We start from the raw sequence: 22609 nt of genomic DNA on the forward strand, positions 1-22609 counted from the left end.
ACCCCATTAAAAAAACCTACGAATGGACTAGCCATTCGTAGGTTTCGATGTGTCTTGCTGCTTGCTAAACGCGACAAATGCGCCAAGCAAGATAAAGTAGAACAATGTATACATTTTAAGTTCCCAAATATTATAGTACATTCCGGAAACGCCTGTTGAAAACCATAGTGCAATCATAAACACACCGAAATTCGTGTGACGTGATTTCCAAAAATACCGCAACATACTTAGCAGGAAGAGCGCGAAAATCAATACTCCGATAATGCCGGTTTCTGCAATGACTTGAATATATTGATTGTCTGAATAGAAATACTTCCCTCCATAGATATCCGAACTGATACCATAGTGATCATAAATCGGTGATCCATATGATAATGTAGCGGAGCCGCCAAATGAACCGAATCCTGTACCCGTTATCGGATGATCACTGAAGATTTCAAATCCTTTACTAATATAGAAGAATCGTCCGCTCTCAGTCATGAGGGCTAAGTTCTTTTCATCAAACGTTTCACCGAAGCGTCCCCCGATACTGCCAGCTCCGCTAGGCTTCTGATCTACTGTCACACCTAGCTCTGCTATGTATTGTACAGCCAAGTTTACTGGATAATATATCAAGATAATTGATGCTACGCCTGCAATCACTAGTCGTTTCAGAAGATACCATTTTCTCGTCATCAGGATAAAGACAATACCGAACACTACTGCTGAAATCCATGTTCCTCTTGAATAAGTCAGAACTAGAACACCGAAGAACAATACAAGCAAGACACGGAATGTCCATTTGTATTTATTCTGCTGGTAAACATGTTGCAAATAAATGATCCCGATAATTCCGAAAAATAGAGACAATGCCAAAGAATTCGGATTACCGGTTAGTCCATAAATACGCACTGCATTCGTTGCAGATAAAACTTTATACTTCCATTCTTCAGGAAGCAGTAACTGACGCAAAGAGAGTTTTTCCACCAAACCATGAAGTGACATCACAATGTTCAACCATACCGTCACCCACGCAAGTTGTTGTAGCCATTTGTTCGTCAATGTCATTCTTGAAATGATGTAATAAAGCAAATACATAATCAAAAATGTTCGGACTTGGAAAATAATAGACGTTGGAGTGACATCGTTCAGAAATCCTATGATTGAGCCAAATAAAATAAAGGCGAAGTAAGACCACTCAAACCATTTGAATGTAAATAGTGAACGGATATTATATCGGTAACGGAACAATGTCCACGCAAATACGACAAAAATAATTAAATCTCCTATTAACTTCATTCCACTATTCACTTCTAGCAAAAATGGTCGTATATTGACGTAGATAATAAGAAATAAAATACTTTGCTGCGGTTTAATAATAGAAAATAGGACAAAAAATAAGGCCGTTCCGAGTAATGCTATTTTTGACGGTAGCAATAATGCAATGAGCATCACAGCTACTGCAATCAGTATGGTACTTGTAGATTGTTTTTCTAATCGCTGTTTCCATATATTCATTAGTCTATAAAACCCTTTCTACGCTTGCTAGTTCCTTGTTGCATTATATCACTATCTAGGACGGAATAGTGAAAGCATTCGTTGCATCTTTTCAAATAATTGTAGTTTGTCGTTTATTGCTATATTTGGCATCTACACTTTCATGCGTATTTTTCATAATTTGTATGCCCTCTCATCCTATTGGTCTAGTAATGCTACGCCGTATATAGGAATTTATTATATCAATAGTCTATTAATATACCAAAAGGTACTTACCAATAATAGTCCTTTCTGCTACAATAGTAGGAGATTTATATAGGAGGTTTTGATTTGAAACGTTTGATTACATTACTAACACTTTTGCTTTTGGTTGCTTCTCCTATCTTCACACCGGTGGCAAGTGCAAATGATTTCACTGGTCATCAAATGCAACAAGAGCTGACATTTTGGATAGATAAAGGTGTGATCCAAAAGGACGCAAAAGGGAATGTTTATCCGAACCGTGCAGTTACAAGAGGAGAATTTGCTTCGTATTTGGCACGTTCACTCGCATTACCTGCTTCGACAAGATATACCTTTACGGATTTAAAGGCAAATCATTCCCGCACAATTGAAATTCAAAACGCTGCTGGCGCTGGAATTTTGGCAGGATATCCCGATGGTACATTCAAGGCGAATCAGCAGATTACCCGACAGCAAATGGCGGGAATGATATTTAAAGCATTCCGCTTCCTTGATATCCCTGTCAATTCACCTACTGTCCAATTTAAGGATAGCAAGAAAATCTCGTCGAACTTCATTCCTGCTGTATCCGCGGCTTCTTCATTGAACATCATACGTGGAGATCAAGGGTATTTCAAACCGACAAGTAACGCAACGATTGCTCATGCTTCGGCATTTTTATACCGTATGTTCGCAGTCGCTGACGGAAAAGGTAATACCCGCCCCCCTACAAATGTTGGCGGCACGGAAAATCCTAAAGTCCATAAAGTCAGTTCGATTTCCAACAGTCAGCTAAATGTAACAAATGCGTCATACATCACATTTGAAGACGCTTTGGCTGCCTACAATGCTTCTTCCACTATTCAGACAATTTCCGTTAATAATACCATCATCAAAATGAAGTCAGGTCAGGCGTTTGCGTCAGAAAACCCAAAGCAGTATACGTCATTATATAGCGACCCGGCGTTAAAAAACGAAGTGACATATGTTCAGAAAGGGTATGAACTGGACTATGTTGGCAGTAGCGCAGAACGCGTTGTAGTGGATGTAGGTGGCTATACCTACTATGCAAAACACGAGGAAGTTGATCTAGTCCCTTCACCATTATCTAAAGGAGCAAGCCAGTATAAAGTAAGCAGTGACGGCTTACTCATTCACCAACCATATTATCGTACATACGATGCCAATACGAAACAATATAAAGGTAGTTACGCAGAGTATACAGTAGGTCCAGCTTCTCCTGCAATGAAAAAAGGACAGACCTATACAAGTAACGATGGAGTTCACTTTAAGGAATTGAATGGTTCGGCAACGATTACCTATTATCCGTATTTCCAATTCCAATCAGTACGCCAGCCTTCTACTTACACAGGACAGGAACTGGATCGTTTTATTTCTGATGCATTACAAGCGAGACAAAAAACAGGTATTGCACGCTATAAAAACGCTACAACCAAGTCGAAATTAATCGGACTTGGTACGTATGTGAAACAAATGGAGAAACAGCATCATGTGAATGCGATGTTCATCTTAGCAACAGCTATACACGAGAGTGATTACGGAATGAGTGGCAATGCACAGCAGAAAAATAACATTTTCGGTATCCGCGTATTCGACTCTTCGCCAGATAAAGGTGAAGTCTATGGTAATCCTACAAGAAGTGTCGATGCATTCATCACTCGCTATATCAACTTAAACTATGCGAATCCACTCGGTGCGTATGCCAATGGCGCCGCTCCAGGAAATAAAGCTGTCGGCTTCAATATGAAGTATGCATCCGATCCTTTCTGGGGGAGCAAGATTGCGGGCCATATGTGGCGTATCGATCAGTTTCTCGGTAAGAAAGACGCAAACCAAGCGCAATTAGCCGTGATTTCCTATACAGGTAATACAGCGGTGAATATCCGGACAAGCCCTGAGGCAGTGAATAGAAATAATATTTTATTCTCCTACAAGCCCAAGCATCCAGGCAGTCTGGTAGCATTCGGCTATCCACTGATTGTTGCGGATCGTACGACAGGCGCAGATGGCTTTGTTTGGTACAAAGTGCGTATGGACATCAATCCAGGAACGCAACCAATCAACGAACCATACGGCTGGATCCGTTCCGATCTAGTCACGCTTGTTAATTAAATAGTTAGATAGAGAAACCACCGCCTCCTGCTTAGGAGATGGTGGTTTTTAGTTTGATGAATGAATTCAGAAGACAGATGCTTGTCAAAACGCATGCAAATTGATCGACATTCGCCTTCCACTTACAATTAACTTCGTGTTATTTCTTTAAGAGAAAACGATCATAGTTCCACGATATCCGCTCATAAACCCTCAGAAGTGCTCTATGATCCCTCGAAAGCGCTCTATCAAACTATTTTATCGCTCTATAAACCCCGGCAAGCGCTCTATGCCCGTTAGTATCCGCTCTATTCATCTGCTTAGTAGGCTAAACTCCGCTCTATCGAAGAACATCCATCAACATCCCCTTCCCAATTACTCAGCAAACAACAAAACACCACCTCCTAAACTACGGAGATGGTGGTTTCATAATTATAATGCGTCCGTATACTCTTTACCTGCTGGCAATAAGTTGGACATATTGATACGTTTCAGACCTTCTTTGATCTTGGTTGTGTAACCTTTTTTCGTACTGTTTAAATAACCCGCCTTCGATTTAATCATCCGCTCAAATACTTTAGCTTTCGACGGATCGATTTGTGACCACTTTTCATAAGAATAAATCAAGTCTTCTAACGTCAGATGAACATAATCTGTACCTGAAAACTGACCATTCGGTGCACGTTTGTACCAGATGTCTCCATTTGAACGGGTCCAGTTCTTTTCTTCGAAACGTATTGCCTTTTCAATAGCACTAGCATTTTCCAAATAGACTGGATCATTAAACTCTTGGAACGCAAGCAAGAGAATGTTCATACCGCCAAGTAAATGGTTCATTGACGTATGCGTCTTCACTTGAGATTTCGCCGGGAAGTAGTCGGGAATATAATATGCAGTAGGAGACAAGAAGTTTACGTTCCCTTTTCTATGTTGCTGAACAAGCAAGTTCGCATAGTTCCGCAAACCTTCATTGTAGTCTTTATGATTGAATGCTTTTCCACCATGATAAAGGAATAATGCAATCTGTTCATTGAAGCGTGTATCGACGAATGGTGCTGTAAAGTTATATAAATGCGTCAAATACGTACTAGTCACTTCAGTTTCCCAATAAGGCTTACTTCCTCTGAAGACAGCTAGGTTTGTAAAGGCGTTATGCAAAATATCTTCATAATAGCGTTCTTTCGTTTGATTGTACAACAACATGACACGATCTTCTTTTACTAAAAGTAAATTACGACCATATCCACGCCCTGAAGCAGGCATAGGTTCAATAGTTGTTGCCATCTTATTGTACGGCCCTTCTGCTGTATACCATTTATTGCGCTTTTTATAGTTGGTAATGGACTCCCGAAGCCATGAATCCAATCTTTCTTTTGACGAAAAGAGTTTTTTATTGGATGCAAGATACCATTGATCCACCACATCGTATCCTCTAGAGTTTAACTCATACACTGATACACGAGTATCGCCCATTAGAATATTGCTGTACGATTCTTTCTCTTCCTGTAGTTCTCGCGTTCGGCTGACCGCACCATTACGGTACTTTAACTCAAGCTCACGCGAACGGTAGGTTTTTGATATCATTTGCTGTCCAGTACCTTGTTGCGAAATCGTTTCAAGGACACCAACTGGCGAAGTGGCAATATCGAATCCGAATGTATCATCCACGTCTTTTTTCATTGGGAATTTGTCGAAACGTTCCATTGTATTCGTTTTAATATCTCCATCAATTCGTACCAAGTCAACACGAATCGGCAGACGGTCAGGGTTTCTCAACTCTACGAATGTAAAGTAATCACCGTTTGGCAATTCGCGCTTGGTTACAGTGACTCTCGTACTTTTTCTTTCACTGACACCGTAGACATAAATATGATCGGTTGCATGTCCGTGTGCTTTTACTCGTTTAGCTGATAAAGACAAGAAATGGTTTGAACGCAAGTACGTCTTACCTTCTTGTGTCAGGGGTACTTCTGTAATAAATTGCTCAAAACGAATAGGTTCAAATTTCCCCATAGTTTGTGTTTTATTGAAAACAATCGGTTGCTTTTTTTCGAGCATTCCTGCTTGTATCATTGCTCTATGTAGAAATACAGCGAATGAACCACGGTTAACGGATAGTTTCGGTGCAAAGGATCCGTCTTCTTTACCCGTTGTAATTCCGTGCTGCATAAGTACCTTTACGCCATATCTGTGAGATTCACTAATTTTATGCTCATCTGTAAAATGTACTTTTTCACCTGTATCTTTTAATTTAAATGCATTAACCAACACACTTGCCATCTGTTCTCGTGTTAATTCATCACTTACACCGAAATTACCATCGGGCTTCCCTCTAAATATTCCTTCCTGATACGTAGACATTGCGCCGCGTAAGTTTGACGACTTTGCGCTGACGTCCTTGAATATCGGCTGATAAGGAGCTTCAGGTAATTGCAGTGCTGCGGTCAGTAAGTTTGCTGCTTGCCCACGTTTGATGCTAACACCTGGACGGTATTGTAGATCTTGATAACCGTTAATGATTCCTTCTTCCACGAGCTGTGTTACTTCATCTTTTGCCCAATATTCATTGCTTACATCGGAGAAACGCTGGTTTACCGTTTCTGCTTGCGCATTTATTGGTAGTACAATGAAGTATACTAACACTGCGATAAGTAAAGAATGGAAAATAGCGAATGTACTGTTCTTTGATGCGCTGAACATCTTTAAAATCAACCCCCGTCTTTGAATTCATTAGTTTTAGTATGCAGTTTCCTTCGACAATTATAGCATATCAATCCATTCTTTTGGACTTTCATCACAAAGGAAGAATCCTCCATACTGTGAAGCCGTAATACGTACAGAACTACTTCTCCATTCTGCAAACTGCCACCGTACAGACGCAGAAAAACAAAAATAGTTTCAACGTTTTACACTTTACTTTTACTATTTCTATTTACATGAAAAAACAGTTCATGCTAAGTAAGCGATGAACTGTTTGGAGTTATGCATGCTTTTGTTCGTACTCTGTAATCTTGTCTTCATATTGGAAGGTCAGAGAAATTTCATCCCAACCGTTCAACAACATCTTTTTTGAATACGGATCAATATCAAAGCTATACACCGAACCGTCTTCTCCCGTTACAGTCTGATCTTCAAGACTAACTGTTAATGTATACGGGGCTTCTTTCCCTTTTTGTAGAAACTCATCAATTTCCGCAACTGACAACCTAATCGGTAAAATCCCGTTCTTGAAGCAATTACTGTAGAATATATCTGCGAAGCTTGGAGCAATGACTACACGGAATCCGTAATCCAAAATTGCCCAAGGTGCGTGTTCGCGAGATGATCCACAACCGAAGTTATCATGTGCAACCAGGATAGTTGAACCATCATATCGGGGGTCATTTAACACGAACTCTTCATTTTTTGTACCATCTGCATTATAACGCCAGTGATAGAATAAATATTCACCGAATCCAGTGCGCTCAATACGTTTCAAAAACTCCTTGGATATGATCTGATCTGTATCTACGTTATTTTTATCTAAAGGAGTGAGTACACTCTCTATTTTATTAATTGGTTCCATCTGAATACCCTCCTCAAATTTGCACAGCTGCTTCAATTTTACGAACATCTACGAAATGTCCGTGTAGGGCAGCGGCTGCAGCCATGGATGGGCTGACTAGATGTGTGCGTGAGCCTGCACCTTGGCGTCCTTCAAAGTTCCGGTTGGATGTAGAAGCACAACGCTCGCCAGCTGGTACTACATCATCATTCATAGCTAAGCACATACTGCATCCCGACTCTCTCCATTCAAAACCTGCATCTGTGAAGATCTTATTAAGCCCGATCTCTTCCGCCTGTTTTTTCACTGTACGTGAACCAGGTACGACAATTGCAGTCACAGTTGGATGAACATGTTTACCTTTTACCACTTTCGCCGCCGCTTCTAAATCGCTAAGACGGGCATTTGTACAAGAACCGATGAAAGCGTGCTGAATTTCAATATCAGTTAATGCCATTCCCTCTTCAAGTCCCATATATTCCAATGCAGAACGAAGTGCGGACTTTTCTGTTTCCGATACATAGTCTGCAGATGTTGGAATGTTAGCCGAAATTCCAGATCCCATCGAAGGGTTCGTTCCCCACGTAACAAATGGTTCAATTTCATCGGCATCAATTTCAAGCACTTGATCATATTCTGCATCTACATCCGTATTCAATGCAAGCCAACGCTCAGCTGCTGCTTCGAATTCTTCGCCTTGTGGTGCATATCGACGACCACGTAAATAGTTAATTGTGGTTTCGTCCGGACCAATTAAACCTGCTTTTGCTCCCGCTTCTATTGACATATTACAAATGGTCATACGTTCTTCCATTGTGAGTCCACGAATTGCTTCACCTGTATACTCGACAATATGTCCAGTACCCACGCCAATTCCAAACTTTGAAATGATCGCAAGAATGATATCTTTGGCTGTTACACCAAAGCCGATTTGACCTGTCACGCGAATCTCCATCGTTTTCGGTTTACTTTGCCATAATGTTTGTGTAGATAGTACGTGTTCTACTTCGCTTGTCCCAATACCGAACGCAATCGCTCCGAACGCACCGTGTGTTGATGTATGGCTATCACCACAAACAATAGTCTTTCCTGGTTGTGTCAATCCTAGCTCAGGACCGATAATATGCACAATCCCTTGGTCAGGATGTTGCATATCTGCCAATTGAACGCCAAACTCTTCACAGTTTTTTTCAAGTGTCGTGATTTGTTTTTTGGCAATCGGGTCATTGATTACCGGTAAGTTCTTTGTCGGAACGTTGTGATCCATAGTGGCAAAGCATAGATCCGGGCGACGCACTTTACGGTTTGCTAGACGTAAGCCTTCAAACGCCTGTGGTGATGTCACCTCATGAATCAAATGAAGATCAATATACAATAGGTCAGGCTTTCCCTCTTCTTCGTACACAATATGCTCATCCCATATTTTCTCAATAATTGTTTTAGCCATAATTGTTTCCCCTTCCAAGCCATTACCATAATAATGTGTGGCGTCTTATTCAACTCGTCAGTCTTTTCTCTAGCTACACATAAAGGGCGCACCAGTTTCGGTATGCCCTCATGTGCATGTCGAGACGAAGACAGCAGTATTTTTTAAATATACGAATACATGATGCTATTCGAAACGAACTGAAGATCCAATTCATCTACAATCTTATCTGTCCATTCTTTAGTCGTTAATGAACGTTGATCTTTGCCAGCTAAATCTGCTGTAAAGTGACCTTCTTCAAATACTGTATTCACTGCTTTCTCAATTGCTGCTGCCTCAGTTTCTAATCCAAATGAATACTTCAGCATCATAGCAACGGAAAGAATAGTTGCTGCTGGATTTGCTATACCTTGCCCTGCTACATCCGGTGCCGAACCGTGCACTGGCTCGTATAAACCTAAACCATCTGAACGGACACTCGCTGAAGGTAGTAATCCAAGAGAGCCCGTAATTACAGACGCTTCATCACTCAAAATGTCTCCAAACATATTTTCTGTAACGATTACATCGAAATATGCAGGATTTGTAATTAATTTCATTGCTGCGGAATCCACTAGCTGATGCTCTACTTCCACATCTGGATACTGCGCTTTTTTCTCTTCTACAATCTTTCTCCAAAGCTTACTGGATTCGAGCACATTCGCTTTGTCCACAGAAGTTACTTTGCCTCTACGCAGGCGAGCCAACTCGAAACCTTTGTCGACAATACGTTCGATTTCTTCACGTGTATATACAAGTGTGTCAACGGCTGACTGATCTGTATGACGGCTCGGTTTACCGAAGTATAGACCTCCAGTTAATTCTCGAACAATCATCATATCGACTTCTTTGACGATGTCTTCTTTTAAAGGAGAAGCTTGGATCAAAGAAGGCACAGCTGCAACAGGACGAAGGTTTGCAAATAGATCGAAATGTTTACGTATCGCAAGCAACCCTTTTTCCGGTCGTAATTCAGATGGATTCTGATCCCATTTAGGACCACCCACTGCTCCTAGAAGAATGGCGTCGCTTGTCTCACATAACTCAATTGTCTCTTTAGGAAGTGGATTATTCTTTTCATCAATCGCCGCTCCACCAATTAGTCCAAATTCTGTATGGAATGTATGGTTAAAACGTCTGCCGATCACTTCCAATACTCTAACTGCCTCTGCTACTACCTCGGGTCCTATGCCGTCTCCGGGTAATACTGCTACTTTCTTTTCCATAGAACTTCTCCTCCTTGATCAATCTCGTATCACTCGATCGAATACTCTATCCCTTTGATCTATGTTACTTATTTCATTAACTCTTCTTTCCGCAATTGTTCGCGAACTAGTTGACGATTGATAGCATTCAAATAAGCTTTTGCAGACGCTTCTAGTACGTCTTGCGCTACGTCTCGGCCTGTAAGCTCGAGTCCGTTATGTCTTAAATTGACTACTGCCTCTCCCAGTGCATCGCGGCCCTTACCGATCGATGTTACACGATAATCCAGAATGAGTACTTCACCTTTAATGGCCAATTCTAGTGCATTAAATATGGATTCAACAGAACCTGCACCAGTCGTTGCCACTGTAACTGTTTCCCCGCTAGGCACTGTCGCTGTAACGGTAGCAGTCGGAATATTATTCGTTCCGTATTGAACTTGAACATTATGCAATTCATAAATAGGTGTATCCGTATCAGCCAATTGCTGTCCTGTAAATAGAACAAACAAATCGTCTTCTGTGATTTCCTTTTTACGGTCTGCCAATTTTTTGAAGTCATCAAATGCTTCATTTAATTGGAGATCCGTCAGTTCAAACCCCATTGTAATGGCCCGGTCTTTGAACGCAGCGCGCCCAGAGTGTTTACCAAGCGCTAGTGGTATATCCGTTTCACCAATTAATTCCGGTGTAATAATTTCGTATGTCTCACGGTTTTTCAGCATGCCATCCTGGTGAATACCAGATTCATGAGCGAATGCATTCTTACCGACAACTGCTTTGTTTGGCTGGATGACTACCCCTGTCAAGCGGCTAACAAGCTGACTAGCTTTTTTGATTTCTTTCAAGTTGATTCCAGTCTCCATATTGTAGAAGTCTTTACGAATGTGCATAGCTACAGCAATTTCTTCTAATGCCGCATTACCTGCACGTTCTCCAATACCGTTAATTGTACATTCAACTTGATCTGCACCATTCTCGACTGCTGCAATAGAGTTTGCAACGGCCATACCGAGATCATCATGACAATGAGCGGAAAGCTTAACGTTTTCTATTCCTGTTACGTTCTCTTTCAAGTACTTGAATAGAGCGCCATATTCTGCAGGTGTTGCATAGCCTACAGTATCCGGAACATTAATAGTTGTAGCCCCTGCCTCAATTACTTTATTAATAATACGCACTAGATATTCCTTATCAGATCGGAAAGCATCTTCTGCTGACCACTGAACGAGTGGAAAGTACTGTTTGGCATATTTGACCGCATCCACTGCAATGTCCACCACTTCGTCTGGAGATTTTTTTAACTTATACTCCATATGAATCGGTGATGTGGCTAAAAACACATGGATATGCGGCTGTTCTCCGCCCCGTAATGCTTCCCATGAAATATCAATGTCATTCTTCATCGCTCTAGCAAGACCCGTGACAGTAGAGTTTTTCACTGTATTGGCAATGCGTTGAACGGCTTCGAAATCGCCTGGGGATGAAGCAGGAAAACCTGCTTCAATAACTGCTACCCCTAGCTTTTCCAGCTGACGAGCGATCTCTAATTTTTCTACTGTATTTAAATTAATACCTGCAGATTGCTCACCGTCGCGAAGAGTTGTATCGAATAGATCAATTTTTCTCACTCGCAACCACTTCTTCCTCTTTTGATTTAGCTCCTTCGTTGATGAATGGCATCATAGAACGAAGCTTCTGTCCTACTTCTTCGATTTGGTGCTTAGCTTCTGCCTCTTCGATTGCATTGAATTGAGGACGTCCGTTTTTATTTTCTTCAATCCATTCTTTTGCGAACTTACCTGATTGGATATCCGTAAGAATATCTTTCATACGTGCTTTTGTATCTGCATCAATTACACGTGGTCCGGAAACGAAATCGCCCCACTCTGCTGTGTCAGAGATTGAATAACGCATTCCAGCCATACCGCCTTCATACATCAAGTCAACAATTAGTTTCGTTTCGTGCAATGTTTCGAAATAAGCTAGTTCAGGCTGGTATCCAGCTTCTACTAGTGTTTCAAATCCAGCTTTAACTAGTGAAGTCAATCCGCCACAAAGTACTGCTTGCTCTCCGAATAGATCCGTAACTGTCTCTTCTTCGAAAGTAGTTTCCAAAACGCCGCCACGAGCAGATCCGATTCCTTTTGCATACGCAAGAGCTACGTCTTTTGCTTGGCCAGATACATCTTGATACACTGCGAATAGTGCAGGAACTCCGCCACCAGCTTCGAATGTTCTGCGCACAAGGTGTCCAGGTCCTTTTGGAGCTACTAGGAATACATCTACATCAGCAGGTGGTTTGATTTCACCAAAGTGTACGTTGAATCCGTGAGCGAATACTAACGACTTACCTTTAGCAAGAGCTGGTTCGATTTCTGCATCGTAGATTGCTTTTTGGTTTTCATCTGGAAGTAAGATCATGATCAAATCTGCTTTTTCAGAAGCTTCTTTTACTGATAGTGTTTCTAGACCGTCCGCTTTTGCTTGATCGAATGATTTTCCAGCACGAACGCCTACTACAACGTTGAAGCCTGAATCTTTCAAGTTACGTGCGTGTGCGTGTCCTTGTGAACCGTATCCGATGATTGCGATAGTTTTACCTTCTAATAGTCCTTCATTGATATCCTGGTTATAATACATTTTTGTCATTTTAATTTCCCCCTAAGTGTGTGTTATTGTTTTAAAATCGACAGCTGTGGTGCTTGAACTTTTTGCATATCGCGGGCAAAGCCGGTTGCGCCAGTTCGTGTTAATTCTTTGATGCCATATGGTTTCAGCAAATCGATAAACGCTTCGATTTTATCTGGGTCACCCGTTACTTGGTAAGTTACTACATTCTTTCCGGAATCGACTATAGTCGGACGGAAAGGTTCCACAATACTATTCATTTCAGAGCGAATCTGTGGTGGTGAGATTACCTTTACTAGCGCTAACTCACGTAACACGATTGCTTTGTCTGTTATATCTTTCACTGTAATAACATCAATCTGCTTTTGCAGCTGTTTTACAAGTTGTTCAATTTTGTTTTCATCTTCTACGTGAACTTGGAATGTCATCTTGGATCTATTCGGCTGTTCTGTAGCACCAACGGTAATACTTTCGATATTGAATTGACGCTTCATAAGCAGTCCCGTTACACGGTTTAATACACCGCTCTGATTAATTACTGTTACTGTAATAATTCGTTTCACTGAGGACTCACTCCAATCATGTCTTGTAATCCTTTACCTGGCGCAACCATCGGATAGACGTTTTCACGTTGTTTGACTCGGCAATCGATCAGCACTGGCTCGTCAGATAATAGCGCTTCTGTAAATACTTTTTCAGCTTCTTCTAAATTGTGGATGCGATATCCTTTTAGGTCATATGCTTCCGCCAATTTAATAAAGTCTGGTTGTACAGGGACAAGTGACTGTGAGTAGCGTTCTTCATAGAATGTCTCTTGCCACTGACGTACCATACCAAGTGCTCCGTTATTTAAAATAATCACTTTCACGGGAATACGCATCTCTTGAAGAAGTGAAAGCTCTTGTGCCGTCATTTGGAAACCTGCGTCTCCAACAATAGCAACTACACGATCTTTCGGTCTTGCAAGTTGTGCACCGATTGCTGCTGGGAAGCCGAAGCCCATCGTTCCTAATCCGCCTGAAGTTACCCAGTTATCGGGATTATTGAAACGGTAATATTGAGCAGTCCACATTTGGTGCTGTCCAACATCCGTCGTCACAATTGCATCACCATTTGTAATCCGATGTATGATCTCAAGTGCTTGTTGAGGTAATAAAGCTTCCTCATCCGTTTCATACCAAAGCGGATATTTGTCTGCTAAATCATTCAAATAGCCAATCCATTCTACTGTATCCGGTGATTTGAAATCTGCCTTTAGCAATGCTGTTAAAGCTTCTTTCGCATCCGCTACGATAGGAATTTCAGTCACAACGTTTTTACCAATTTCCGCAGGGTCAATGTCGATGTGAATAACACGTGCATTCGGTAAGAATACATCTAAGTTACCTGTTAAACGATCATCGAAACGAGCACCAACATTGAGCAATAAATCACATTCACTTAGTGCATAGTTGGCAGTTGCTGTACCGTGCATTCCAGCCATTCCGTAGAAAAGTTCATGTTCTCCATGGATTGTACCTAAGCCCAGTAATGTATTGACGATTGGGATACGATGTGTTTCGACAAGCTCTTTTAGCTCGGCCGTTCCGCCTGCATGAAGTACACCTGCCCCTGCAAGAATCATTGGCTTTTTCGCACCAGAGATAGCTTTCGAAGCTTTTTGAATTTGCAGATAATTTGGTGTAGTAGTTGGCTGATAACCAGGTAAATTCACTTCTTTATTCTCTTTTTCGACAGGAACAAAGATATCTGTTGCGACATTTTTAGGTACGTCAACAACGACTGGTCCCGGTCTTCCGGTAGAAGCAATATGGAAAGCTTCACGCATAATACGTGGAATGTCCGCTACACTTTGCACTTGATAATTATGTTTTGTAATAGGTTGAGTAATCCCTATGATATCCGCTTCCTGGAAAGCATCCGACCCAATAACAGTACTAGCTACTTGGCCCGTAATAACTACTAGTGGAAGTGAGTCCATCATAGCATCCGTAATTCCCGTTACTAAGTTCGTTGCACCAGGACCAGATGTGGCAATGACCACCCCTGTTTTACCGGATACTCTTGCATATCCTTCTGCTGCGTGGATTGCGCCTTGCTCATGACGTGCTAATACATGTGGAATCGGGTCGTTATATAGCGCATCATAGATAGGGAGAACAGCTCCTCCAGGATATCCAAAGATCACTTCTACGTTCTGTTCTTTAAGAGATTGAATCAAGATTGCAGAACCATCTGCAAAATTATTCTTAGTTTGTTCCTTTGGCGTAGATGCGGTCTGTTTTTCTTGTACTTCAGCACTCATACTGAACTCCTCCTTACAATTTTCAACTATATTTATGTTGGCCAGTGACATTTTCTCCTAAAAAAAAACCTTTTCATCCCACGCAAAGAATTCTTCTCTCTTTACATAGGGATGAAAAAGCTTTCATGGTACCACCCTAGTTCGTGACATTTGTCACCTTATGAAAAAGCAAGCCAAGGCCGTACTTTCTCATTGTTAACGAGCCCGAATATCAAGCCCGGGACTGCCTAATCGGTATACCTTTTAGCAATCCACTCCGAGGGGATGTCGCAAATAGTTGTATTGCCGGCTCGCAGCACCGCCGGCTCTCTGTGAATACGATTTCTATCTACTTTAACCTCATCAACGTTTTGTATATTAAATTTTCATGACTCCGCCAGTACTTGCTGAAGTGACTAGCTGAGAATATCTAGCAAGATATCCTTTTTTAATTTTAGGTTCGAACGGTTTCAGTGCATGGCGCCGTTCTGCAAGAACTTCATCAGATACTTTAAGTTCAATTGTACGGTTTGTCAGATCAATTTCTATAATATCCCCGTTCTCTACAAGAGCAATCGGTCCACCGGATGCCGCTTCTGGTGAGATATGTCCAATAGAGATACCTCGTGATGCTCCAGAGAAACGACCATCCGTAATTAATGCAACTTCTTTACCAAGCCCTTTCCCCATAATTGCTGAGGTCGGCGCTAGCATTTCTGGCATTCCAGGTCCGCCTTTAGGACCTTCATATCGAATGACGACCACATGACCTGCTTTTACAGTGTCATTATCAATATTTTCTTGGGCTTCTTCCTGTGAGTTAAAGACAATCGCTTCGCCTCTGAATTCTTTGATAGAGGGATCCACTGCCCCAACTTTAATGACGGAACCTTCAGGAGCGATATTACCAAATAGAATAGATAGACCACCTACTGGACTATATGGATCGTCTTTCGTTCGAATGACATCAGTATTTGTAATTTCATGTCCTGCAACATCTTCTGAAATGGTTTTACCAGTGATTGTAATACGATTTTTGTGGATCGCTCCATCGATTTTACACAATTCATTGATAATTGCGCTCACACCACCGGCTAGATGAATGTCGTGCATAGAATAATCAGATGCTGGCATGATCTTGGATAAGTAAGGTACTCGCTTAGCTACATCATTTACATCCTCAATGTTGTAATCAATTTCAGCTTCGTGCGCAATCGCCAATGTGTGAAGAACTGTATTAGTCGAACCACCCATTGCCATATCGAGTGCGAATGCATCGTCGATTGTTTCTTTTGTGATGATGTCTCTTGGTTTAATATCTTTTTCGATACAATTCATCAAATGTTTTACAGCGTCTCGGATTAGCTGATGACGCTCATCCGATGTTGCAAGGATTGTCGCATTTCCTGGAAGAGCCATACCGAGCATTTCCATTAATGAGTTCATGGAATTCGCAGTGAACATTCCTGAACAAGATCCGCATGACGGACAAGCGTTTTGTTCAATGTCGAGCAACGCTTCAGCTGTCATGTTCCCACTCTTGTACGCACCAACACCTTCGAACACGGAAGTCAATGAAAGTGTCTCGCCTGTTGCGGAAACACCCGCTTCCATTGGTCCTCCAGAAACGAATACTGAAGGGACGTTTGTGCGAACAGCTGCCATCAACATGCCTGGTGTAATTTTGTCACAGTTAGGTATATAGAAGACTCCGTCAAACCAGTGCGCATTAATGACTGTTTCTGCCGAGTCTGCAATTAACTCCCGACTTGGTAATGAGTAACGCATACCGATATGCCCCATGGCGATTCCATCATCTACACCAATTGTATTAAATTCAAACGGTACGCCGCCCGCTTCCCAAATGGCTTCTTTAACTACTTCCGCAAATTTGTTTAAATGCATATGTCCCGGAATGATATCTATATAAGAGTTACACACTCCGATAAATGGTTTGTTCATATCTTTCGTTTTAACACCAGCTGCATATAGTAAGCTACGATGTGGTGCACGATCGATTCCTTTTTTAATCATGTCACTTCTCATTTGCAATCTCTCCTAAACTAATTGAACGAATCAATTGCTAATTACATTAATTGCATTCAGTTGAATATTCTGAACAGCTAGTGAAACATTCACCGCTATGAACTAGATTGCTGTAATCATATCTTGTATATGAATAAAGGTCAACCGTATTTTTAAAGTTTTTCATCAATTGTGACTAATTTAAAACGTCTGAATACGCTTACACACCCTGTATATAGCGATATATTGCATATCGAAGTTTCTAATTTTTTTTTTGATTCGACCTTGTCTCTTTAATTAAATATAAAGAAGGGACAGGTAATATCTTTACTCTGCAAACAGATATCTGTGCTTGTACCTTCTATGAGGCTGGGACATAACTTAAAAAACAGTCCGTTCCCCTACGCTACAAAAGGCGCGCTTGAGCCTCCTCGTCGCTGGCGCTCCTGCGGGGTCTCAACATTCGCGCTGAATTCCGCAGGAGTCGGCCTTTTTCCGCTTCGGTACACTCTTGATTACTAACTAATTAAACTTTATAAATAAGTTTCAGTGAGTAAAAAAAGGTATGGAGGTGTCTTCTCCTTCATACCTTTTGAGGTTTTGTCCCAGCCTCATCCTTTTATTTCGCATAGTTGGAGTAGATTTATTGCCCTATTTAATTCAAATGAACTTATCTATTCATTGATCGATTGTTGTAGATTTTAATCAATACTCTACTATTCTTATTCAAAGAGTGGATACTTATTCATTGAATATGTAGGGTATTAGTAGTTCTATGACAAGTTTCGCTCGACAGTATTCGACATTTACATTTTGTTTATAACTCTATACACATTATACACCGCGTATCTTAGCAGTTTATGTAAACCATTCACATATTACCCACAGCTTACCCACTAGTACTGTGGACAGTTAGAACGCTTGTTCTTTTTGTGAAAGTTTGGTAAAGTTAGATATAACATCTAGAGAGAAACATGCAGACTGATTACAATCAATTCATCCTAAAGGAGGCGGTTCTACTGTGTTGCATTTATCAGATCAAATGTTACTGTATTCCTACCAACAGGCGCAAAAGCATCATCTAAATGTGGAGTTCATCCAAATGTTAGAACGCGAGATACGTAAACGTGCCTTGGAATCGATAAAACTCAGTAGCTGATCTTTCGGATACAATAAAACGGACATGCCTGTTAACATAGGCATGTCCGTTTTCCATTCTATATGTACATCTCCTTCTATTAAAGAAGATATATTTTATGATAACGCTTTGAGTCCAACTACCCCGATGACGATGAGTATGAGACTCACAACTCTACCTGTACTCTTCGATTCACCAAAGAATAGCATATTGATGAGTACGGCACCTGCTGTTCCTACACCAATCCACACAGCATACGCTGTACTGACTTGCAAATACTTAAAGGAGTTATATAGAAAGAAGAATGCTATACCGAATCCACCGTAGTATAGTAAGCCGTTAAACCATGTTTTATTTTCACTAAATTTTTTTAGCCCTATGACACCAGCAAACTCACTTAGTGCTGCCAAAAACACTAGAACCCAACCCATCGCTTTCCACTCCCCTCAGCGCTTTCTTTTCATCCAGTCCATCCGCTACCTTTAATCCCGCTACACCCATAACTAGAATGAAGATGAAAAGGATCTTCTCTATACTAATATGTTCACCAAAGAACAGGACGTCCATCAAAGTAGTACCCATTGTTCCAATTCCGGCGAATACGGCATAGACCGTTCCCGTTGGTAAACCTTCACATGCTTTCGTGAGGAAATGAAAATCCACAAATATAAAGCCTATGATCAATATCCAATGCCACCAGTGAGTCGCAGTATTAAAGCCAAAGATCCACACTAATTCAAAAAAGCTAGTTAACGCAACATATAGCCATGCTTTATTCATACTATCCGCTCCAATTTAATTAAATTTAAACTGCTTGACTGATTGTCATTCATTTTATCACAAAGGCTAACATTTTGCTATGTTAACCTTTCACTGTTTGAAATTGCAGTGCATGAGACATGAAATCGAGGACTTCTTCTTTCTGTCTGTCCGCTTCATTTTCATCATGATGGGCATAAAGAAATACTTGCTCAGCCGTCGATTCGATTAAACCGATAATAATCTTCGCTGTCCGGTCAGGTTTGATCGATTGGCGAATTGCACCTGCTTTTTTTGCTGTATCAAGCTTTTCACTGATCCATTCATAGAATGGCGCGTATACCGATTCCCACTCACGAATATGCTCGGTTGAAGCTAGACCGGAATATATAACGGCTAATATTTCGTAATATTCTTTGTTCACTTTATATATTGCATCTACCATCTGCTCGAACTGTTTGGCATATGACGCATTGTCATCGACAGTAAGTTTGACGATATCCATCGTTTTTGCCACCATTACCTCAGCAATCGCAGGCATTAAAGATAATTTTGAAGGAAAGTACAAATAAAATGTGCCTTGCGCAATCCCTGCACGTTTCACAATATCGGAAATTTTGGTCTTTTCAATTCCTTGTTCCTGAAACACTTCTATAGCTGAATGTATAATAGCCGTTTTTTTTCCCAAATGAATTCCCTACTCTCTATCTATAGATTCTATTATTGTATCGCAAGCATACTTTTCTGACAATCCGTGATGAATTCCTTATCTTTCTTACATTCAAAATTAAATATATAATTTTACTTGACCATTAAATAACAATTCAGATTTTTCATCGAAATACACTTGACATATGACTCATATTCATTTATTGTGAGTAAACAAGAGATTGAGCGTCACGAATATGTCACATTTTATAGTCCTTTCAAATATATCGTTTTACTGTCTATAGTTTTACTTTCAGTAAGCGCTTTATTTTATCAAGCAATGAAAACGCTTACTACAACCTGACTATAATACCGTGTGACTGATATTCATTCATTTTTCACTCGATCACAATATCATTTCTATCTGGAGGGATACCTATGAAAACAGGTTATATTTTTGATGAAAGTTATTTTTGGCATGACAATGGAAGCGGAACGCTCTACTTACCATCAGGCGGCTATATGCAGACAGACGTATTTGTCGAACATCCAGAAACTAAAAGGCGTGTAAATAACTTACTCGCACGTTGCGGACTAATGAAAAAACTAAAACAGATCGAACCTCGTTCTGCTACTAAAGAAGAAATTGAATTATTTCACACAGCCGAATATGTGGAAAAGGTAAAGCTACTCAGTGATACGACAGGTGGCGATGCAGGCGATCATGCCATTGTGGGAAGAGGGTCTTATGAAATCGCGCTTTTATCTACCGGTGGCGCGCTTCGGGCAGTCGATGCTGTCATGGAAGGCGAAGTGGATAATGTCTACGCGATGACTCGTCCACCAGGTCACCATGCTGAGCGTGATAAAGGTATTGGATTCTGCATCTTTAATAATGTCGCGATTGCCGCAAAATACGCACGAAAAAAATACGGGTTAAAACGTGTCCTCGTTTTAGACTGGGATGTGCATCATGGTAATGGTACTGAGCAGGCATTTTATGATGATTCGAATGTCTTGTTCCTGTCTATCCACCAAGACTTGAGCTTCCCTAGTAATACTGGTTATAAAGAAGATGTCGGTATTGGAGAGGCTCGCGGTTACAATGTCAACATTCCATTGCCTCCTGGGACAGGTGATGCAGGATATATTCATGCCTTTGAAACAATCATTGAACCAATTGCAGCAGAATTCCAACCCGAACTGATTATTATTTCAGCAGGACAGGATCCTGGCATGTTTGATCCACTCGGCCGTATGATGATGACCGCCGAAGGTTTTGGAAAATTGACCGATATCATGCTACGTATTGCAGATGCCCATTGTGGCGGTAAAATTATATTATGCCACGAGGGAGGATACAGTAATGCATATGTGCCATTTTGCACACTGAAAATTATTGAGCGCTTGAGCGGGTTGGCCACAGACGTAACTGATCCTTACACAGCAGGTGCGCAGGGGTATCCTGACAAACTTTATTCCAATCAAAAAGAGACTATTGACGAAATCTTAGAAATACAGCAAGAGTTTTGGCAAACATTACGTCCGGCAATCAGAAATTAGAAAAGGCCATATTACATTGGTTACTAACGAGGGTCACTTCCCTTTTTTACTATATTAAGGAGGCGTTTAAATGGGTACAAAACAACAGTCAATTGAACAAGTAGGATTTGAATTTATCCCTGAAAGTGAGAGGAAAGGTAATCCGAGAGAATTGTTCTTTACTTGGTTTGCCGCAAGTACTGTATCCACGACGCTAGTAACAGGGGCACTCGCTGTCATGATCGGACTTAGTTTCTGGTGGGCAGCGCTGGCAATTCTATTAGGTCATGCAATTGGTTCCGTAATTATGGGACTGCACTCCGCGCAAGGTCCGAAATTAGGTATTCCCCAAGTCTTGCAAAGCCGCGCACAGTTTGGTTATTTTGGTGTTATTTTACCTATGTTAATTATTCTGACGATGTATTTTGGCTATGGCGCGATGAATACCATCTTAGTAGCACAGGGTATACAAGAAACACTTGGATTTAATATCAATGTTACTGTCCTTATCAGTTTGATTCCAATGGTTTTACTAGCTATTTATGGACAAAATATTATTCAGAAGTATATGAAACTTTACACAATCGTATATACAATTATTTTTGTAGTGCTTTCAGTAATAGTTATGAGTCAATTGTCGATGGATTTATTGAGTCAAGGTACATTTAATTGGACACTTTTCATCCTAGCGACTTCCATTTGTGTAACGTGGCAGATTACATATGGCCCATATGTATCTGATCACTCTCGATTCATGCGTTCTGAAGAAGCCCGTAAAACATTCTTCTATACAGCGGGCGGTAGCTTTCTGAGCTCTGCCTGGTTGATGTTAATCGGTGCAGCGATTGCAACAATGGTTGTCAACGGCAATGTCATGGCAGAAATTAAAGACATGGGTGCAACAGGATATGTCATCGTCATTTTACTGTCATTAGGTGTTTTAATCATTAATTCTTTAAATATCTATGGCGCGGGTATTATCGTGTTATCAATCGCCAACAATTTCTGGACTTTTCGGACTTCTGCACGTTTACGTATCCTCACCTCCATCGTTATCGGAATTATTATTGCCTTTGCCGCCACGGCAGGTGCAGGTAACTTTATGTCTAACTTTCAAATTTATCTAGGTTTCGTTTTATTCTTTATCATTCCCTGGAGTGTTATCAATTTAACAGATTTCTATGTGTTGAAAAGACGCTTTCACCATGAAGAATTTATGAAGAAGGACGGACAATTCGGTAGGCTGAATAACAAAACAATGGGAATCTATTTATTAACAATAGTATGTCAAGTCCCTTTTATCAATACAGAAATATATCAAGGATCACTTTCTAAGGCCATGAACGGTTTGGATATTGCCTGGATTGTTGGTATCATCGTTGCTTTCACATTCTACATTTCTGTTGCAAAAATTAGTAATCGCTATTCTAGTAAAGAAGTTTCATCTATTCGTGTAGCGAATCCAGCTGAGTAGAGGGTAACTATCTGAATAGTATTAAATGTTTACTGATGAATAGATATCGTGTCGAATGTTAATTACCAAACAAGCAACCTGCAG

General features: G+C 40.8%; 17 protein-coding genes and 1 other annotated feature. Of the genes, 4 read left to right on the plus strand and 13 right to left on the minus strand.

Annotated elements, in window-relative coordinates:
- Nucleotides 1-27 precede the first annotated feature (27 nt).
- Nucleotides 28-1497 carry an O-antigen ligase family protein gene (locus CSV75_RS07975; RefSeq protein WP_099675408.1) on the minus strand — a complete coding sequence of 490 codons (1470 nt, stop codon included), beginning with the start codon at nucleotides 1495-1497 and terminating at the stop codon, nucleotides 28-30.
- Between the two features lie 309 nt (nucleotides 1498-1806).
- Here CSV75_RS07975 and CSV75_RS07980 point away from each other — a divergent pair, with 309 nt between their 5' ends.
- Complete coding sequence (locus tag CSV75_RS07980; RefSeq protein ID WP_099675409.1) at nucleotides 1807-3831, plus strand: S-layer homology domain-containing protein; 2025 nt, start codon at nucleotides 1807-1809, stop codon at nucleotides 3829-3831.
- A 411-nt stretch (nucleotides 3832-4242) separates the two neighbouring features.
- On the opposite strand, the gene CSV75_RS07985 is transcribed toward CSV75_RS07980, so the two are convergent.
- The 9 genes from CSV75_RS07985 to ilvD all read right to left on the minus strand — a co-directional run bounded on the left by CSV75_RS07985 (nucleotide 4243) and on the right by ilvD (nucleotide 16985).
- Nucleotides 4243-6510 (minus strand): S-layer homology domain-containing protein, encoded by a 2268-nt coding sequence (locus CSV75_RS07985; RefSeq protein ID WP_099675410.1) that lies wholly within the window; start codon nucleotides 6508-6510, stop codon nucleotides 4243-4245.
- Nucleotides 6511-6790: 280 nt separating this feature from the next.
- Nucleotides 6791-7375, minus strand: coding sequence for a 3-isopropylmalate dehydratase small subunit (gene leuD, locus CSV75_RS07990; RefSeq protein WP_099675411.1), 585 nt, complete (start codon nucleotides 7373-7375; stop codon nucleotides 6791-6793).
- Nucleotides 7376-7388: 13 nt separating this feature from the next.
- The gene (leuC, locus tag CSV75_RS07995; RefSeq protein WP_099675412.1) at nucleotides 7389-8801 is read right to left on the minus strand and encodes a 3-isopropylmalate dehydratase large subunit; all 1413 of its coding nucleotides are present in this window, start codon (nucleotides 8799-8801) and stop codon (nucleotides 7389-7391) included.
- A gap of 143 nt (nucleotides 8802-8944) precedes the next feature.
- The gene (leuB, locus tag CSV75_RS08000) at nucleotides 8945-10045 is read right to left on the minus strand and encodes a 3-isopropylmalate dehydrogenase (protein WP_099675413.1); all 1101 of its coding nucleotides are present in this window, start codon (nucleotides 10043-10045) and stop codon (nucleotides 8945-8947) included.
- Nucleotides 10046-10113: 68 nt separating this feature from the next.
- The gene (locus CSV75_RS08005; protein WP_099675666.1) at nucleotides 10114-11655 is read right to left on the minus strand and encodes a 2-isopropylmalate synthase; all 1542 of its coding nucleotides are present in this window, start codon (nucleotides 11653-11655) and stop codon (nucleotides 10114-10116) included.
- On the minus strand, nucleotides 11642-12676 hold the full coding sequence (ilvC, locus tag CSV75_RS08010; RefSeq protein ID WP_099675414.1) for a ketol-acid reductoisomerase: 1035 nt from the start codon (nucleotides 12674-12676) through the stop codon (nucleotides 11642-11644). The genes CSV75_RS08005 and ilvC overlap by 14 nt, the downstream gene beginning before the upstream one ends.
- Nucleotides 12677-12699: 23 nt before the next feature.
- Nucleotides 12700-13218, minus strand: a complete 519-nt coding sequence (gene ilvN, locus CSV75_RS08015) for an acetolactate synthase small subunit (RefSeq protein WP_083035136.1) — start codon at nucleotides 13216-13218, stop codon at nucleotides 12700-12702.
- The gene (ilvB, locus tag CSV75_RS08020; protein ID WP_099675415.1) at nucleotides 13215-14960 is read right to left on the minus strand and encodes a biosynthetic-type acetolactate synthase large subunit; all 1746 of its coding nucleotides are present in this window, start codon (nucleotides 14958-14960) and stop codon (nucleotides 13215-13217) included. The genes ilvN and ilvB overlap by 4 nt, the downstream gene beginning before the upstream one ends.
- A gap of 104 nt (nucleotides 14961-15064) precedes the next feature.
- Nucleotides 15065-15315: a binding site (T-box leader), on the minus strand.
- Nucleotides 15316-15317: 2 nt separating this feature from the next.
- Nucleotides 15318-16985 (minus strand): dihydroxy-acid dehydratase, encoded by a 1668-nt coding sequence (gene ilvD / locus CSV75_RS08025; protein WP_099675416.1) that lies wholly within the window; start codon nucleotides 16983-16985, stop codon nucleotides 15318-15320.
- Between the two features lie 1021 nt (nucleotides 16986-18006).
- On the opposite strand from ilvD, the gene sda reads away from it, so the two are divergent.
- Entirely contained in the window at nucleotides 18007-18123 is a 117-nt protein-coding gene (gene sda / locus CSV75_RS08030; RefSeq protein WP_233191634.1) for a sporulation histidine kinase inhibitor Sda, read from the plus strand.
- A 95-nt stretch (nucleotides 18124-18218) separates the two neighbouring features.
- On the opposite strand, the gene CSV75_RS08035 is transcribed toward sda, so the two are convergent.
- From CSV75_RS08035 to CSV75_RS08045, 3 genes are all read right to left on the minus strand, one after another.
- On the minus strand, nucleotides 18219-18533 hold the full coding sequence (locus CSV75_RS08035; RefSeq protein ID WP_099631171.1) for a DMT family transporter: 315 nt from the start codon (nucleotides 18531-18533) through the stop codon (nucleotides 18219-18221).
- Nucleotides 18496-18882: a DMT family transporter gene (locus CSV75_RS08040; RefSeq protein ID WP_099631172.1), complete on the minus strand. Its 387-nt coding sequence runs from the start codon at nucleotides 18880-18882 to the stop codon at nucleotides 18496-18498. The genes CSV75_RS08035 and CSV75_RS08040 overlap by 38 nt, the downstream gene beginning before the upstream one ends.
- A gap of 82 nt (nucleotides 18883-18964) precedes the next feature.
- Nucleotides 18965-19549 carry a TetR/AcrR family transcriptional regulator gene (locus CSV75_RS08045; protein ID WP_099631173.1) on the minus strand — a complete coding sequence of 195 codons (585 nt, stop codon included), beginning with the start codon at nucleotides 19547-19549 and terminating at the stop codon, nucleotides 18965-18967.
- A 398-nt stretch (nucleotides 19550-19947) separates the two neighbouring features.
- On the opposite strand from CSV75_RS08045, the gene CSV75_RS08050 reads away from it, so the two are divergent.
- Both CSV75_RS08050 and CSV75_RS08055 read left to right on the plus strand, forming a co-directional pair.
- A complete protein-coding gene (locus CSV75_RS08050) occupies nucleotides 19948-21072 on the plus strand; it encodes a class II histone deacetylase (RefSeq protein ID WP_099675418.1) in 1125 nt (374 codons plus the stop codon).
- Between the two features lie 70 nt (nucleotides 21073-21142).
- Complete coding sequence (locus CSV75_RS08055) at nucleotides 21143-22525, plus strand: purine-cytosine permease family protein (RefSeq protein ID WP_099675419.1); 1383 nt, start codon at nucleotides 21143-21145, stop codon at nucleotides 22523-22525.
- The last annotated feature ends 84 nt before the right edge of the window (nucleotides 22526-22609 follow it).

This window comes from Sporosarcina sp. P18a (assembly GCF_002743135.1).
Classification (GTDB): domain Bacteria; phylum Bacillota; class Bacilli; order Bacillales_A; family Planococcaceae; genus Sporosarcina.